The sequence below is a fragment of the Bifidobacterium scaligerum genome (genome assembly GCF_002802865.1).
Lineage (GTDB): Bacteria > Actinomycetota > Actinomycetes > Actinomycetales > Bifidobacteriaceae > Bifidobacterium > Bifidobacterium scaligerum.
Genome location: NZ_PGLQ01000006.1, coordinates 1 through 14,373, shown reverse-complemented (window position 1 = coordinate 14,373; position 14,373 = coordinate 1). Strand labels below are relative to the sequence as shown.

The window sequence follows — 14,373 nt, the reverse complement described above, 5'->3', positions numbered from 1 at the left end:
AGCGTACGTTTTCCCGGAACAGGGGTGATTTGCTCTGGAAAAACGTACGCTGAGTTGTGGTCAACGTACGTTTGTCTAGACGATGACTGCTACAGCTCAGCCGCTAACCCTTTACAGCTCCGCCTCCGGCCCTGCAATTACGGACCGGCTCTACGAGCCAGACCCAGACATCAGCCTCGACGCTGCCGCGTCTCAGCCTGAAACCTGCTGGAAGCCCACCGGGCTTCCAGCCAAGGGTTAACGGCGCTGGCCGTTAACCCTTAACGGCCCCAGCCCTGCAATTACGGACCGGCTCTACGAGCCAGACCCAGACATACCTTCGCTCGGCTATCACCTCGCTCAGGCTGGAGCCTGGGGAAAGTCCACTGGACTTTCCCCTAAGGGATGATGACACCAGTCATCATCCCTTAACGGCTCCAGCCATAACACCGCTCACGATGTACTTTTGGCATACGAGGTAGAAGACGATGATGGGGATGATCGCCAGAACTAGGCAGGCCATCATGGCACCCATATCCACTGAGCCGTAGCCGCCTTTCAGGTACTGCACGGCGACCGAGATGGTCTTGTATTTGCCGAGGTCGAGAGTCAGATACGGCAGCAGGTAGTCGTTCCAGATCCACATGGCTTCGAGAATGGCCACCGACACAATCGACGGCTTCATAATCGGCACTACGATCTGGAAGAAGATGCGAGGCACGGACGCGCCATCGATCATGGCCGCTTCCTCCAGTTCGGCGGGGATGCCTTTGATCACGCCAGTGAAGATGAACACGGCCAAACCGGCACCGAAGCCGAGGTACACGATGCACAGGCCCCACGGGGTGTTGAGCTTCAGCATATCGGCGATCTTGGAAAGCGTGAACATCACCATCTGGAACGGCACAATCATGTTGAACAGGAACAACGTGTAGAGCAGCTTGGCCGCCCAGTTGTTCACGCGCACGATCCACCATGCGCACATCGAGGTGCACACCAGAATCAGCGCCACCGAGCCTACGGTGATCAGCAACGTCCAACCGAAGGACGCGAAGAACTGCGTGGTCTCAACACCTCGCGTGTAGTTCTCCAATCCCACGAACGCCTTGCCGGCGGGCAGGGAGAACGCGTTCTTGGAGATATACGCCTTCTGCTTGAAGGAGTTGATTACCACCAAAACAATCGGGAAAATCCAGAAGAGAGAAACGACGGTAAACAGCGCGGTCCACACCGGACCATGCTTGACGGGCTTGTTCTCGTTCATCAGGCTGCCACCTCCTTGCTTGTCGTGAGCTTGTTCTGAATCAGCGCGATCACCGCCACCAGAATGAAGAACAGCACGGCCTTCGCCTGGCCAACGCCTTCCCATCCCATACGCCCGTAGAAGGTGCGGGTGATGTTCAACGCCAGGCCTTCGGACATGTTGCTCGGGGCGCCGTTGGTCAATGCGAGGTTCTGGTCGTACAGCTTGAAACCGTTGGTCACCGTCAGGAAGGAGCACACGGTGATGGACGGCATCATCAGCGGGATGATGATGCGGAACATGGTCTGACGCCCGTTGGCGCCATCCACGGCGGCGGCTTCCAGCACGTCGGTGGGCAACGCCTGCAGGCCGGCGATGTAGATGATCATCATGTAGCCGATCTGCTGCCAGCACACCAGAATGACCAAGCCCCAGAAGCCGTAGGAGGCCTTATAGGTCAGGGCGCGGCCCCAATGGGCGAGCACGCCGTTCAACAGCAACAGCCAGATGTAGCCCAGAATGATGCCGCCGATCAGATTCGGCATGAAGAACACCGAGCGGAACAGCGTGGAGCCTTTGATGGCCTTGGTCAGCATGTAGGCGATGGCGAACGCCACCACGTTGATCACGATGGTGGTCACGATGGTGAAGGCCGTGGAGAAGCCGAGCGCATGCAGGAATTCCTTGTCCTTCAACGCTTTGCTGTAATTCTTGAGCCCCACCCATTCGCCGTCGGTAACCGTGGTGAACTCGCAGAAGCTCAGGTACACGCCCATGATGAACGGCACCAGAAAACCTATGATGAACGCGGCGAACGTCGGCAGCGCGAACAGCGCCCACCATCTACGTATCGCCTTACCAGCCATGTTGATCATGACTCTTTCCTCCTCCTTGAGTCCGCAGCACTACGTCGTGCGCCGTAACGGACATCGGCTATGCCAACCACCCATGCGAGCCGGATACACAAGCTCGTTTTCGTTCGGCCTACGCTCATGGTAAACGCCGGCAACAGGAATGTCAAACGTTGTCATTTATCGTGTTTCACGCAGCGCAAAGCATCAATTGCAGTCAGCGTTTTCTGCCAATAAATCGGCTCTATTTCAGTAATTTATCGCCGCCAAATCCCTTTCTGCAAACGTTTGTAATACAATCGTTGTCATCATCACAGTCTCATAGCAGCACCTGTATACTGAACCACAGGTTTTCTTGTTGTCGTCCGCGGTATACAAAAGGATCAGCATGTCTACGAGCATCCAAGACGTCGCCGAGAAGGCAGGCGTCTCCATCTCCACCGTCTCCCGCTCCTTCACCCGACCGGATTTGGTCTCGGCCAAAACTCGCGAACGGGTGCTCGCCATTGCCGACGAACTTAACTTCTCGCTCTCCCGTTCGGCCGCAGCCCTGAAATCGGGCCGTTCGCTGCGCGTCGCCGTGCTGATGAGCGGCCATATCCGACTGTGGTTCACCGCCTCGGTGATCGAAGGCTTGAACGAAGTGCTGCACGCCGAAGGGTACGATATTTCGATTTTCCAGATTTCCAGCATCGAGGATCGACGCAACTTCTTTGAGATGCTGCCCGTACGCCGTAACGCCGACGCCGTCATCGTCGTGTCTTTCGACATCGACAGCAAGGAGATCGCCCAGCTGTCGTCGGTGGGCGTGCCAATCATCGGCATCAACACGGCCGAATCCGAACAGCACGGATTCGCGGCGGCCGTCAACATCGACGACCATCAGGGCTCCACGCTGGCCGCACGTCACCTGATGAACCTTGGCCATCGCAACATCGCCTACATCCGAACCGACCGCGAGGTCTCGCTGAGCTTCTCGGTGGGAGGGCGATTCGATATGTTCATGGACACCTGCCGCAAGGAAGGCGTCGAACCACAGGTCATCGTCTGCAAGGTCGATTCGGATGGCCGCTATCAGATCAGCGATGTGGTCACCCAGCTGATGAGTTTGGAAACCATGCCCACCGCCATCGCCTGCCAGGAGGATGGCATCGCGTTGCCGCTGCTATTCCAGCTCGAACGCAACGGATTCTCAGTGCCCGAAGACATTTCGGTGATCGGCTACGACGACAGTTTCTACACCGACGACATCGGATTGACCACCATCCGTCAGAATCCGGTGGACATGGCCCGTATCGCCGCGCACATGACGCTTGATCTCATCGAGGGGAAACCGGTTCACGAACCGTTCCGCACCCTTCCGGCGCAGTTGACGGTCCGCGCCTCCACATCGCGCATCCGCTGACCGAGCCGCAATGAACCGGTCGCCCGGGGCCGATTCCAATCAACCCAAAACCGCCTAGAACACCCAACCCGAAACCGAAACAACCTAAATCGTCCCTTTCCCAACCCAAAACCAATTCCAATCAACCCAAAACCGATTCCAATCAACCCAATACAACTCGGATCACCCCAATCCGATTCCAATCAACCCGAAACCACCTCGAACACCCAACCCAAAACCGAAACAACCTAAATCGTCCCTTCCCCAACCCAAAACCAATTCCAATCAACCCAATACAACTCGGATCACCCCAATCCGATTCCAATCAACCCAAAACCACTTGGATCACCCCAACCCAAACCCGAAACAACCTAAATCATCCCTTTCCCAACCCAATCCAGCCCAAAGCCCCTCGCCATAGCACCTCAGCGCGGTTTTTCTCGAAGAAAATGGCTTGCCCGAGATTTTCCCGCACTGAGGATGCGTCAGTGCGGTAAATTCTCGAAATATCCTCTAATCCCGAGAATTTACCGCGGTGGCCACCTCTCAGCGCGGCAAAATCTCAACGTCTCCCCTCCACCCCGCGAATATGTTGCGCTGAGCGACGGTCAGAGCAACATATTCGCGAAACACGCATGTTCCAGGAAAAACGCGCGTTCACGGGAAAGCTCATTTCACGGGAAAACACACTTCACGAACAAACTCATTACACGAACAAACACACTTCACGAACAAACTCATTCCGCGAAAAACACATTCCGCGAAAAACGCGTGTGGGCCCGCCGGAGACGAGCCGGCGAGCCCACACGTGAAGGAGGATAAGGAAAACACAGTAAGAGGATCAAGAGGAAGAAGGTGTGGTGCGGCACCCCCAAAGGGAGAGGAAGGCGGTGCCGCACCAATTAGTTGTTGGAATTATTCAGTGATTACCGAACTTGACACCTCCGATCAGTGAGACGCTGCGTACTCGGAAGCCCAACCGTCCACGAAGGCGGTCTTGACGGCATCCCAGTTACCGGTGCCCTGTGCGTACTCCAGCAGGGCCTGGCCGAGCTGGTTCTTCCACTCTTCGGACGGCATCATCATGAAGTTCCAGGAAACGGCGGTCTTGCCGGACTTCTGGTCCTCGACGGCGGCCTGAGTCAACGGGTTGTCGGAGGTGACGTCATCAAAGGTCTTGAACGGGGTGGTGAAGCCCATGTCCTGAGAAAGGGCCTTCTTGCCGGTGTCGGAGGTGATGACCCACTTGAGGAAGTCCTCGGTGGCCTTCTTGTCGGCGTCGGAAGCCTTGTCGTTGATGCACCAGTAGTTCTCGGAACCGGTGGCCAGACCCTGCTTCTCCTCGCCCTTGGCACCGATGTAGATCGGCATCATGCCCACGGAATCGGCGGACATGCCAGCCTTCTGCAGATCGGTCCAAGCCCAGGTGCCGTTCTGGTAGAAGGCGGCCTCGCCGAGCGCGAACTCGGAGTTGGCATCGTCACCGGTCTTGGCGCTCAGCTGCGTGGGTTCGGTGGTGGAGTCGGTGATGTACAGGTCGAAGATCTTCTTGTAGTTCGGCAGGTAGGTGCCCTTGATGGTGGCCGGCTGCTCGGTGACATTGTCGGCCTTGAACTCGTAGTACAGCGGCAGGTTGGCGAGGTGGGTCTTGAAACGCCAGTCGGAGCTGGAGTCGAAGCCGGCGGAGGTGAACGCGCCCTTGATGCCGAGCTCGTCCTTACGCGACTGCATGTCGTCGGCCACGGCCTTCAGGGTGTCGAAGTTGTCGATTTCGTCGATGGACGTGGCCTTGGCACCGTCCAGACCGAAGTACTTGTTGAGGATGTCCTTGTTGTAGATGATGCCGTAGGTTTCCATCACGTACGGCACGCCGACGACCTTGTCGCCGTCCTTCAGGGCCACGTCCTGATTGTTGAGCTCCTTGTACACGTCCGTGTTGGACATGTCGGCCGTGTACTTCTTCCAGTTCTGGTAACCGACCGGGCCGTTGACCTGGAACAGGGTCGGCGCCTCGGTTTTGGCGATTTCAGACTTCAAAGTCTGCTCGTAGGTGCCGGAAGCGGCGGTCTGGATCTTGACGTCGACGCCGGTCTCCTTGGTGTAGGCCTTGCCGAGAGCCACCCACTGATCGGCGGCTTCCGGCTTGAAGTTCAGGTAGTAGACCTTGCCTTTTGCGTCGTCGCCGGAAGTGCTGGAGCCGCAGGCAGCCAGCGTTCCCAAAGACATTGCGGCAATGGCAGCCATCGCAACCGCGGATTTGACTGTACGATTCATCTTCGAACCTTTCTCTTTCATCGTCGATTCCGGCTATTCCTTCCGGATCAGGTGCCGCCAGCGGCACCCTTACGACTATCGACAGTGCTCATTATGCAATGGTTTGCTTTCTTTTGCAAACGATGGCATTTATCGGCGCGCCTTGGTGATATAGACAGATGTTGCCAAATAGTCAAAACAAGATAAAACTAGGAAATTAAGGCAACTAAATGAACTACCCACAATGCAAGCGTTAGCAAATACTCGGCGATAGTAGCACGTCAGAAATGGTGCAACAACGCCCTTTTATCCCCCTTACCAACACAATAACGCTATCGTTTGCATAACCAATGAACCAGCGAACCAATGAACCAGCGAACCAATGAACCAGCGAACCAATGAACCAATAAACCAATGAACCATTTCCGCGCCGGCCAGCAACAGCAAACCAGCAACAGCAAACCACAGCCAACAAAAAGCCTGTCCGCACACTCGCGGACAGGCTTATACCTCTTTCATTCCCAGCACCCACCGGCAACCCAGCAGACCGGGAACAATTCCCACATAACGCCGCAGCGTCACATGATCAGGCGTTCCATCGTTCGATGACGTTGTCGCCCTTATACACGCTCAACACCGAATAGTGCGCGGTATCAAGCCGCAGCATCCGAGCGAAGTGCGGATCCACATCCAGCCACTGCGAAGTGAGGATGCGCAGAATATGCGCGTGGGCCACCAATAGCACGTTATGGCCGTCGTGCAGCAATGGCATTACCCGATCAATCGCCCCGCGCGCGCGAGCGGCCGCCTCTTCCAGTGTCTCCCCCGGCCCGGCGTGCACCGGCACCTGCTCGCCGCCCGGCAATGTCTCCACCCAGTCGCCTTCCAGCGCGGGCGTCAGCGAGCGCGGCCCATCCCGCCACACATCCCAGTCGAAACCGCTGGCCTCACTCACCTGCTTACGCGTGCGGCCCTCGGCGCGGCCGTAATCCCATTCGGCGATGCCGTCGAGTGTCTGCGGCTCGGCGAAGCCGGCCAGACGCGCGGTCTGTTGTGCACGGCGAAGCGGACTGGCAAACACACAGCCTTCCTCGAACCCACCGGGGAATGCTTCACGCAGACGAACCCCGGCATCACGTGCCTGCTGCTCGCCTACTGCGGTCAGGGGAATGTTCGTGCGACCGGTATGCTGCCCGGATTCGCTCCATACGGTCTGTCCATGACGCAGCAACACCAGAAATCCTGTGCCGCCACGGGAAAGATCGACGGCCACGGTGCCGTCTGCATGCTGTTCGTTCATGCCTCCACTTTAGTCCCGTTCGGGCGTATTCGCCGCATGCCTCGCCAGATAGCGCCAGATAGCGCCAGATAGCGCAATATGGCGCAATATGGCGCAATATGGCACCATATACGCCGCCTCTGCTCCACACCGGAGAGCCATAGACCGGAGAACCATTAGACTGGGAAGCCATGAGCAGCGCAAAGCACACCGCACGTCACCACGTCCTCACCAATGAGGGCGAGACTTCACCGTCGACGAACCAAACGCCGGACGCAACATCAGTCAAAGCACCTGTCGAGACACCTGTCGAAACACCGGCCGCGGCCTCCTCATCCGGCGCCACCGCAGCCATCGAAAGCCTGCACCGCATCGACGAGAAGGTCAACGCCCTGCGCGCGGCCCGCGAAGCAGACCCGGATTCCCTGCTGGACAAGGCGTTCAAGGCGGCGGCACCCGCATTCATCGGCATGGTGGCCGGCAAGGCGTTCCAAATGGTTTGGGACAAGGGCATGGGCCGGCGCAACCTGCGCAAGGGTCTTGCCGCAGACGCGCCGCAGGGCTTGGCGATGAGCCTGCTGTTCGCCGCCGCATCGGCCGCCTTCGGCGCGGTGGTCTCTCAGCTTTCGGACCGCGGATCGCAAGCGCTGGTGGACCGGAAACACCGCAAGACCCGCTGAGCGCGGCAGACGCCGAACGATTTCACTATCAGAAGAGATTCCCGGCTGAAACACACGGCCCGTGGGACAATGTCGGTATGGTTACCAATGCAACAATCGAGACTCTGCTGAACCGTCGCTCCATCCGCAAATTCAAGGACGAGGCCATCGACGCCGACACCGTCGCCACGCTGGAAACCGTGGCCCAGCGCGCCGCATCCAGCCAGTTCCTCAACGACTGGTCCGCCATCCGCGTCTCCGACCCGGCTGTCAAGGCCAAGCTCGCCGAGTTCGGCCACCAGCCGTATATCGCCACCGCACCACTGCTGTACGTGTTCGTGATCGACGAACACCGCAACGCCCGCATCGCCGAATCCAAAGGCATCGACCCGGCCGGCGACGACTTCAAACTCAAGACCAGCTACCGCTTCACCCAAGCGCAGAACGACGCCGTTCTGGCCCTGCACGCCATGGAGACCGCCGCCTATTCCCTCGGCCTCGGTTGCGTGATCCTCGGTTCGATTCTGAACGACATCAACGGTCTGATCGACCTGCTGAACCTGCCCGAGTACACCTACCCGGTGCTGGGTCTGGCCATCGGCAAGCCCGATCAGGAGCCGACGCTCAAACCGCGCATGCCGCGCACCATGCAGTTCTTCGAGAACACGTACCCGGCCGACAGCGAGAACGACCTGAGCGAAGCCCTGCCCGCCTTCGACGCCGAAGTCCATCAGTATTACGATCTGCGCCAAGCCGACCGCCCGGTGGATGCCTTCAGCGATCAGATCGCCACGGTCTCGGGTCAGGATGTGTCCGGCAAGACGCTGCTGGACAAGGCCGCCGCCCAAGGATTCACCTTGGATAAGTAGTCCGGCCGATCACTGCCGGACCCCGGCCCACCCCGACGACGGACCGGGATAGACTACCTGTGGCAAACGGGGAGCAATCCGCGCATGCATCAGTCCGCGATCGCGCAATCACCCGGAAAGCCCACTATCAATCACACGGCAAGAGGCGGCTATCAACATGCACACTATCTGGCATATTTTCCGGCGTGATGTCTTGCGTATCCTGCGCAATCCGGTAGCCGTCGTCGTCACGCTGGGTGTTGCCATCATCCCCTCGCTCTACGCCTGGTTCAACATTCTGGCCAACTGGGACCCGTATTCGGCAACCGGCAACCTGCATATCGCCGTAGCCAATCTGGACCAAGGCACCCGCAACGATATGGTCGGCACGTTGAACGCCGGCAAGCAGGTGGTCAAGGAGCTTAAACACAACCATCAACTCGGATGGCAGTTCGTCAGCAGCGAGGAACAGGCGGTTCGCGGCGTCAAAACCGGCGACTACTACGCAGCCATCGTATTGCCGAAAGACTTCAGCGCCAGCTTGGCCGACACCGTGACCGGCTCCGGCAAACAGCCGAGCATCAAGTACTACGTCAACGAAAAGAAGAACGCCATCGCCCCGAAAATCACGGACACCGGCGCCAATACCATCGACGAACAGATCAACTCCACATTCGTCTCCACCGTAGGTACGACCGTGGCGGAAGCCGTCGCCAAAGCCGGCGGCGATCTCACCAAAGCCACCAACGACACCCAGCAAGACACCATCGGCGACCTCGATACCGTACTGAGCACCATCGAACACACACAAACCGCACTCACCGATCTGAACACCACCCTTGATCAGGCGAGCGGCACCATCACCGATGCCAAAACCACCACGGCCTCGCTCAAGCAGACCATCGCCAGCGCGAAAACAGCCTCCGCACAATCCGGCACACTGCTCTCCGAAGCGCAAAGCGGCACCCAAGCCTTCTCCTCCACATTGCTTGGCGCGCTGGATGACAGTTCGGCCACGCTCTCCGGGCTTGCGGTAGATACGAACACCGCAGCGGGAACGATTATCGGCTCGTTCAACAAGGCCCAGAACGCCGTCGACTCCGCAGCCAACGCGCTCAACAAACCGCTGGACCAGACGCAGACCGCCATCGACAACGTCAAGCAAGCCCTGAAAGACGCCGGCATCGACGAAAACACCACCGATCCGGTCGGCCAACGCATCTGGAGCCAGCTTGATACGCTGTCCAGCACCATCACCGACCAGCAGACGCAGATCAGCACGTTCCAGAAGAACACGTCCCAGTTCATCAGTTCCGGCAAAGACGCCACCGGGCAACTGTCCGGCGCGATCGGCACCGCGTCCAGCGGCGGACTTGCGTCGCTCAGTCAAGCCCGGCAGTCGCTTTCCGGTACGATCATGCCGAATCTGAACGCATCACTCACCAGTTTCGTGGCGTTGAACGGCACTTTGGAGGGCACCCTCACCTCACTGGACGGGACTTTGACGCAAGCCGACGGCCTGTTCGACCAGCTGTCCAGCACCATCGATCAGACCCGCTCCACTATCGCCAGCACGCAGCAATCCATGCGTCAGCTTGCGGACGAAGTAGGTACCGTACGTACCGACATCGCCACGCTCGACAGTTCCGCCGCCTACCAGAAAGTGGCCGACGCACTCAATCTGAACAGCAAAGACTTCGGTGATTTCCTCGGTACGCCAGTCAATCTGGAAACCAAAGTCGTCTATCCGACCGACAACTACGGTTCAGCCGTCACCCCCTTCTACACCAACCTCGCGTTGTGGGTGGGCGGTTTCGTACTGATCGCCATCTACAAACTGGAGGTGGACCGCGAGCAGCTCAGGCGCGTGACCGTCACACAGGCGTATCTCGGCCGCTGGCTGCTGCTGGTGACGATCGGCTTCCTGCAGGCGGTGATCGCATGCGTGGGCAATCTGGTGCTCGGCATCCAGTGCGAACATCCGCTGCTGTTCCTTTTGGCCGGCATCTTCTGTTCGTTCGTCTATATCAATATCATTTACGCTTTGGCCGTCGCGTTCCGGCATATCGGCAAGGCGGTGGCCGTGATTCTGGTCATCGTCCAGATTCCGGGTGCCTCGGGATTGTATCCGATTGAAATGATGCCGGACTTCTTCCGGGAGCTTCACCCTTGGCTGCCGTTCACCTACGGCATCAATGCCATGCGCGGGCCGATCGCCGGTACGTACGCCAATCATTACTGGCTCGATATGATGCACCTCGCCTACTATCTGCCGGTAGCTCTGTTCGTGGGGCTTGCGGTACGCCGGTACGCCACGAACCTCAACGCCTTGTTCGATCGTCGTCTGTCCGACACCGATCTGATGATCACCGAGCACAACAGCATGGTCAACAACCAGCTCAGCCTTACGGCAGTGTTCCGCACGGCTTCGGACAGCAAGGAACTGCGCGAGCTGATTACACGCCGCGCGCACCGGTTCTTCGCACGGTATCCGCTGATGATCGTCTCCGGTCTGGCGCTGCTGACGATCCTGCCGTTCGTGTTCCTGATCCTGCTGTTCGTCACGCAGGAGAAAATCGCGATGCTTACCGCGTGGATTCTCTCGATTATCGTTATCGACGCCTATCTCATCGTGGTCGAGTACATGCGCGAAAGCTTCGCTACGCAGATGGGCACCGGCGCCATGAACGACGACGAATTCCGCGACCTGATGTCCAACGGGTATATGTGGCGCAGGTTCCGTGGCGAACCGGGCAAACATGCGGCGAGCGCGGTCGCCGAGGCGGCGGTTGCTAAGACAGCGGTTGCCGAAACATCGGTTGCCGAAACATCGGTTGCCGAAACGGCATCAGCGGCGCCGAGGGCATCGGATGAGCCTGATGCGCCGGATGGCACGGATGACGTGTCGACGGAGGTGTTGGCGGATTCCCCGGCTCAGGATTCTTCAGACAAGGCGGACGCACGATGAAACTCATTTGGCATATCTTCACCCGCGACGTGCGTCAGGCCACGCGCAACGTGATCGCCGTCGTCGTGGCCGTGGGACTGGTCATTGTGCCGGCTCTGTACGCTTGGTACAACATTGCCGCCAGCTGGGATCCGTACGGCAACACCAAGGCTCTCAAGGTCGCGGTAGCCAATATGGATAAGGGATATAAGTCCGATCTCATTCCCGTGCCGATTAACGTGGGTGAGACGGTCACCAACGCACTGCGGGCCAATCATGACCTCGACTGGCAGTTCGTGGATCGAGACAAAGCCGTTGACGGCGTATATTCCGGCACATACTATGCGGCGCTGGTAATCCCGAAAACGTTCAGCTCGGATATGATGACGCTGTTCTCCCCCAAGATCAAGCACGCCAAGCTCGAATACTATCTCAACGAGAAAATCAATCCGATCGCCCCGCATATTACCGATGCCGGTGCGGATACCGTGGCCACCACCATTGATCAGATGTTCGTCAAAACACTGGCCAGTGTGGCGCTCGATATGGCCTCCAACGTGGCTGAATACGCGAAAAGCCCACAGATGGCCCAGTACGTCAGCAACGCCACCGGGCATATCACCGCCATGGCCACGCAACTGAGCAGCGCGGCCACACAAGTCGACTCGTATTCGGGACTGTTGGGAGCGGCGAACGGCATCATCACCTCGACCAATGCCCTGCTCGGCTCCACCGGTTCTGCTGCGGCCGACGCCAAAAAAGCCATCGGTCAGGCCAAATCCGGTACCACCAGCCTGAGCACGGCACTGTCTGGCGCGGCCGACAGCATAGGCACCGCACTGACGCAAGCTGACAATGCGTACGTCAGCATCGATAAACAGCTTGATTCGGCGTTCACCGACATCAACTCGCAGTCCACGCAGGTTTCCGGCGCACTGACCGACATGCAGACCAAAGTGCAGCAGCAGGCCAGCTCATTCGGCGATTACGCCGCCGCCCTGCAGTCGTTGGCTGACTCCAGCAGCAATCAAACCGTGAAGGACGCCCTGACCAAAGCCTCGGCTCAAGCCGCGGACGCTCAGACACAGCTGCAATCAGCCGCCGACGCATTGGGCGATGCCGCACAGCAGGTCACAACCGGTACTGCGGACGCTGCAACCGCACGGCAACAGCTCAAAAATTCCGTTGCCTCGGCCCGTGCATCGGTCAGCAAGGCGGCCAACACCTATCAGCAGACGCTTAAGCCGCAGCTCGCCACGCTCGCCTCCTCGATGGACAGCGTGACCGATCAGGCAGGCAATGTGATTGATGGACTGGCCGGTACAGTAAGCAGCGTTTCCGGGCTTAGCGGCAGCGTGGCCAGCAATATCAGCGACATTCAGTCCACGATGGGCACCATGTCCAAAGCACTGAACAAATCATCAAAGAAACTCAACGATCTGGCCATGAAGTTCTCCGGGCTGACCAGCGGCGCCAGTACGGATCTTTCGTCCATCACGTCCGCCGACTCCTCCACGCTCGCCTCGATGCTGTCCGCACCGGTGGCGGTCGATCGCATCCCTCTCTACCCAGTAGCCAATTACGGTTCCGCCATGGCACCGTTCTATACGATTCTGTCGATCTGGGTGGGCGCGATCATTCTGGTGGCCATGCTCAAAGTATCCATCTCCGACCATGAGAAGGCTCGCATCTTAGGTCTTGGCAACAAGCTGCCGTTAGGCAGCGAAATGGGCCTGCGTGAGGCCATGATCGCCGGACGCGCCGCCGGCCCTGCCGCTGCGTTGGACGTGTTGAAGAAGCCTCGTGCCGAGTCCCCGGGCAACGCGCGACAGTTCGGTTTGCATCTGCATCACGAGTATTTCGGACGATACATGATTTTCGGATTTCTGGCGTTGCTGCAGGGCACACTGGTGTGCTTGGGCGATATGTTCTACCTCGGCGTGCAATGCGAGCATCCATTCCAGTTCATACTGGTCGGATGGCTGGCCGCCTTGGTGTTCTCGAATCTGGTATATACGCTCACCGTCTCGTTCGGTGATATCGGCAAGGCCATCGCCGTGGTGCTGCTGGTGATGCAGGTGGCTGGCTCCGGCGGTACGTTCCCCATTGAGACGCTGCCGCCGTTCTTCCAGATCGTAGCCCGCTGGCTGCTGTTCCCCTATGCCGTGGACGCGATGCATTCGGCCATGGCGGGCTCGTACGGCATGGAATATTGGGTGGCGATGGGCAAACTGGCGCTGTTCCTCATTCCCTCGCTCCTGCTCGGCCTGATGCTGCGCAAACCGGTGATTCGACTGAATGATTGGATTATTCGCAACCTGGAAAGCACCAAGGTGATGTAGGGGCGTTATCGACGACGCGGCTTGTACCCTTTTTTGCGGCTATGCGGCTTCAGTTCCTGATTGAACGGCACACGCCGGTAGCTCATATCCGGATCACGATGAGTGAGGTGCCACTGGCCGCAGTATTCACAGCGATACACCCATAGCTCGGCCCCGCGCTCGATCAGGCTCTGATCGGCAGCACGTTGGGCCTGTGCCTTGTCGTGATACATGATTTTGTTCGACGTAGTGCATCGTTTTGGGGTGAAGTAGTGCATAGCAGTGCCCAGTGTACTGACTGCCGTTCACATTGTCGGACGTTGTCGGACGCAAGTCGGCTGCGGGCTACAGATGCAACCGGCGACAGGCTTAGCGCCTAACGACGCACCCAACGGCAACAGATAGCGGCATCGATTGTGCTGGGTTGTATGGTTGCGTAAGTCCAGTCCCCGTAGCCCCGGATACGAGAGGAAAACTCCTGTCGGGCTTCGTCGTCCTGTCGGCCTGCCGGGAAGGAGCGTGCGGAATATGAGAAAAGAGGGGGAGCCTGTACAGGCTCCCCCTCACAAGAATAATGCGGCGGCGTGCTACTCTCCCACACCCTATCGA

The 14,373-nt window shown here is 58.6% G+C and carries 10 protein-coding genes; 5 read left to right on the top strand and 5 right to left on the bottom strand.

All coding sequences use genetic code 11. The features are described 5' to 3' along the window. Positions 1–400: 400 nt before the first annotated feature. Positions 401–1,243 carry a carbohydrate ABC transporter permease gene (locus tag CUU80_RS08305; RefSeq protein ID WP_100496853.1) on the bottom strand — a complete coding sequence of 281 codons (843 nt, stop codon included), beginning with the start codon at positions 1,241–1,243 and terminating at the stop codon, positions 401–403. After that, positions 1,243–2,097, bottom strand: a complete 855-nt coding sequence (locus CUU80_RS08300) for a carbohydrate ABC transporter permease (RefSeq protein ID WP_100496852.1) — start codon at positions 2,095–2,097, stop codon at positions 1,243–1,245. Before CUU80_RS08300 ends, CUU80_RS08305 begins: the two co-directional genes overlap by 1 nt. Positions 2,098–2,461: 364 nt before the next feature. On the opposite strand from CUU80_RS08300, the gene CUU80_RS08295 reads away from it, so the two are divergent. Further along, positions 2,462–3,478 (top strand): LacI family DNA-binding transcriptional regulator, encoded by a 1,017-nt coding sequence (locus CUU80_RS08295; protein ID WP_100496851.1) that lies wholly within the window; start codon positions 2,462–2,464, stop codon positions 3,476–3,478. A gap of 927 nt (positions 3,479–4,405) precedes the next feature. On the opposite strand, the gene CUU80_RS08290 is transcribed toward CUU80_RS08295, so the two are convergent. Together CUU80_RS08290 and CUU80_RS08285 are read right to left on the bottom strand one after the other, a co-directional pair. Next, positions 4,406–5,752 carry an ABC transporter substrate-binding protein gene (locus tag CUU80_RS08290; RefSeq protein WP_100496850.1) on the bottom strand — a complete coding sequence of 449 codons (1,347 nt, stop codon included), beginning with the start codon at positions 5,750–5,752 and terminating at the stop codon, positions 4,406–4,408. 544 nt (positions 5,753–6,296) lie between these two features. Next, positions 6,297–7,010 (bottom strand): histidine phosphatase family protein, encoded by a 714-nt coding sequence (locus CUU80_RS08285; protein WP_165775901.1) that lies wholly within the window; start codon positions 7,008–7,010, stop codon positions 6,297–6,299. Positions 7,011–7,342: 332 nt separating this feature from the next. Here CUU80_RS08285 and CUU80_RS08280 point away from each other — a divergent pair, with 332 nt between their 5' ends. From CUU80_RS08280 to CUU80_RS08265, 4 genes are all read left to right on the top strand, one after another. Beyond that, a complete protein-coding gene (locus CUU80_RS08280) occupies positions 7,343–7,669 on the top strand; it encodes a DUF4235 domain-containing protein (RefSeq protein WP_243388703.1) in 327 nt (108 codons plus the stop codon). A gap of 77 nt (positions 7,670–7,746) precedes the next feature. Next, the gene (locus tag CUU80_RS08275; protein WP_100496848.1) at positions 7,747–8,517 is read left to right on the top strand and encodes a nitroreductase family protein; all 771 of its coding nucleotides are present in this window, start codon (positions 7,747–7,749) and stop codon (positions 8,515–8,517) included. Positions 8,518–8,674: 157 nt separating this feature from the next. Further along, entirely contained in the window at positions 8,675–11,464 is a 2,790-nt protein-coding gene (locus CUU80_RS08270) for a YhgE/Pip domain-containing protein (protein WP_100496847.1), read from the top strand. After that, positions 11,461–13,785, top strand: coding sequence for a YhgE/Pip domain-containing protein (locus CUU80_RS08265; RefSeq protein WP_100496846.1), 2,325 nt, complete (start codon positions 11,461–11,463; stop codon positions 13,783–13,785). Before CUU80_RS08270 ends, CUU80_RS08265 begins: the two co-directional genes overlap by 4 nt. Before the next feature lie 5 nt (positions 13,786–13,790). Here CUU80_RS08265 and CUU80_RS08260 read toward each other — a convergent pair whose 3' ends face one another. Then, positions 13,791–14,042 (bottom strand): hypothetical protein, encoded by a 252-nt coding sequence (locus tag CUU80_RS08260; protein WP_100496845.1) that lies wholly within the window; start codon positions 14,040–14,042, stop codon positions 13,791–13,793. Positions 14,043–14,373 lie beyond the last annotated feature (331 nt).

Bases quoted from the DNA above. Each gene is read 5' to 3' on its own strand.
- CUU80_RS08275 (WP_100496848.1), top strand. From the start codon at position 7,747: ATGGTTACCAATGCAACAATCGAGACTCTGCTGAACCGTCGCTCCATC.
- CUU80_RS08290 (WP_100496850.1), bottom strand. From the start codon at position 5,752: ATGAAAGAGAAAGGTTCGAAGATGAATCGTACAGTCAAATCCGCGGTT.
- CUU80_RS08265 (WP_100496846.1), top strand. From the start codon at position 11,461: ATGAAACTCATTTGGCATATCTTCACCCGCGACGTGCGTCAGGCCACG.
- CUU80_RS08305 (WP_100496853.1), bottom strand. From the start codon at position 1,243: ATGAACGAGAACAAGCCCGTCAAGCATGGTCCGGTGTGGACCGCGCTG.
- CUU80_RS08285 (WP_165775901.1), bottom strand. From the start codon at position 7,010: ATGAACGAACAGCATGCAGACGGCACCGTGGCCGTCGATCTTTCCCGT.
- CUU80_RS08270 (WP_100496847.1), top strand. From the start codon at position 8,675: ATGCACACTATCTGGCATATTTTCCGGCGTGATGTCTTGCGTATCCTG.
- CUU80_RS08260 (WP_100496845.1), bottom strand. From the start codon at position 14,042: ATGCACTACTTCACCCCAAAACGATGCACTACGTCGAACAAAATCATG.
- CUU80_RS08300 (WP_100496852.1), bottom strand. From the start codon at position 2,097: ATGATCAACATGGCTGGTAAGGCGATACGTAGATGGTGGGCGCTGTTC.
- CUU80_RS08295 (WP_100496851.1), top strand. From the start codon at position 2,462: ATGTCTACGAGCATCCAAGACGTCGCCGAGAAGGCAGGCGTCTCCATC.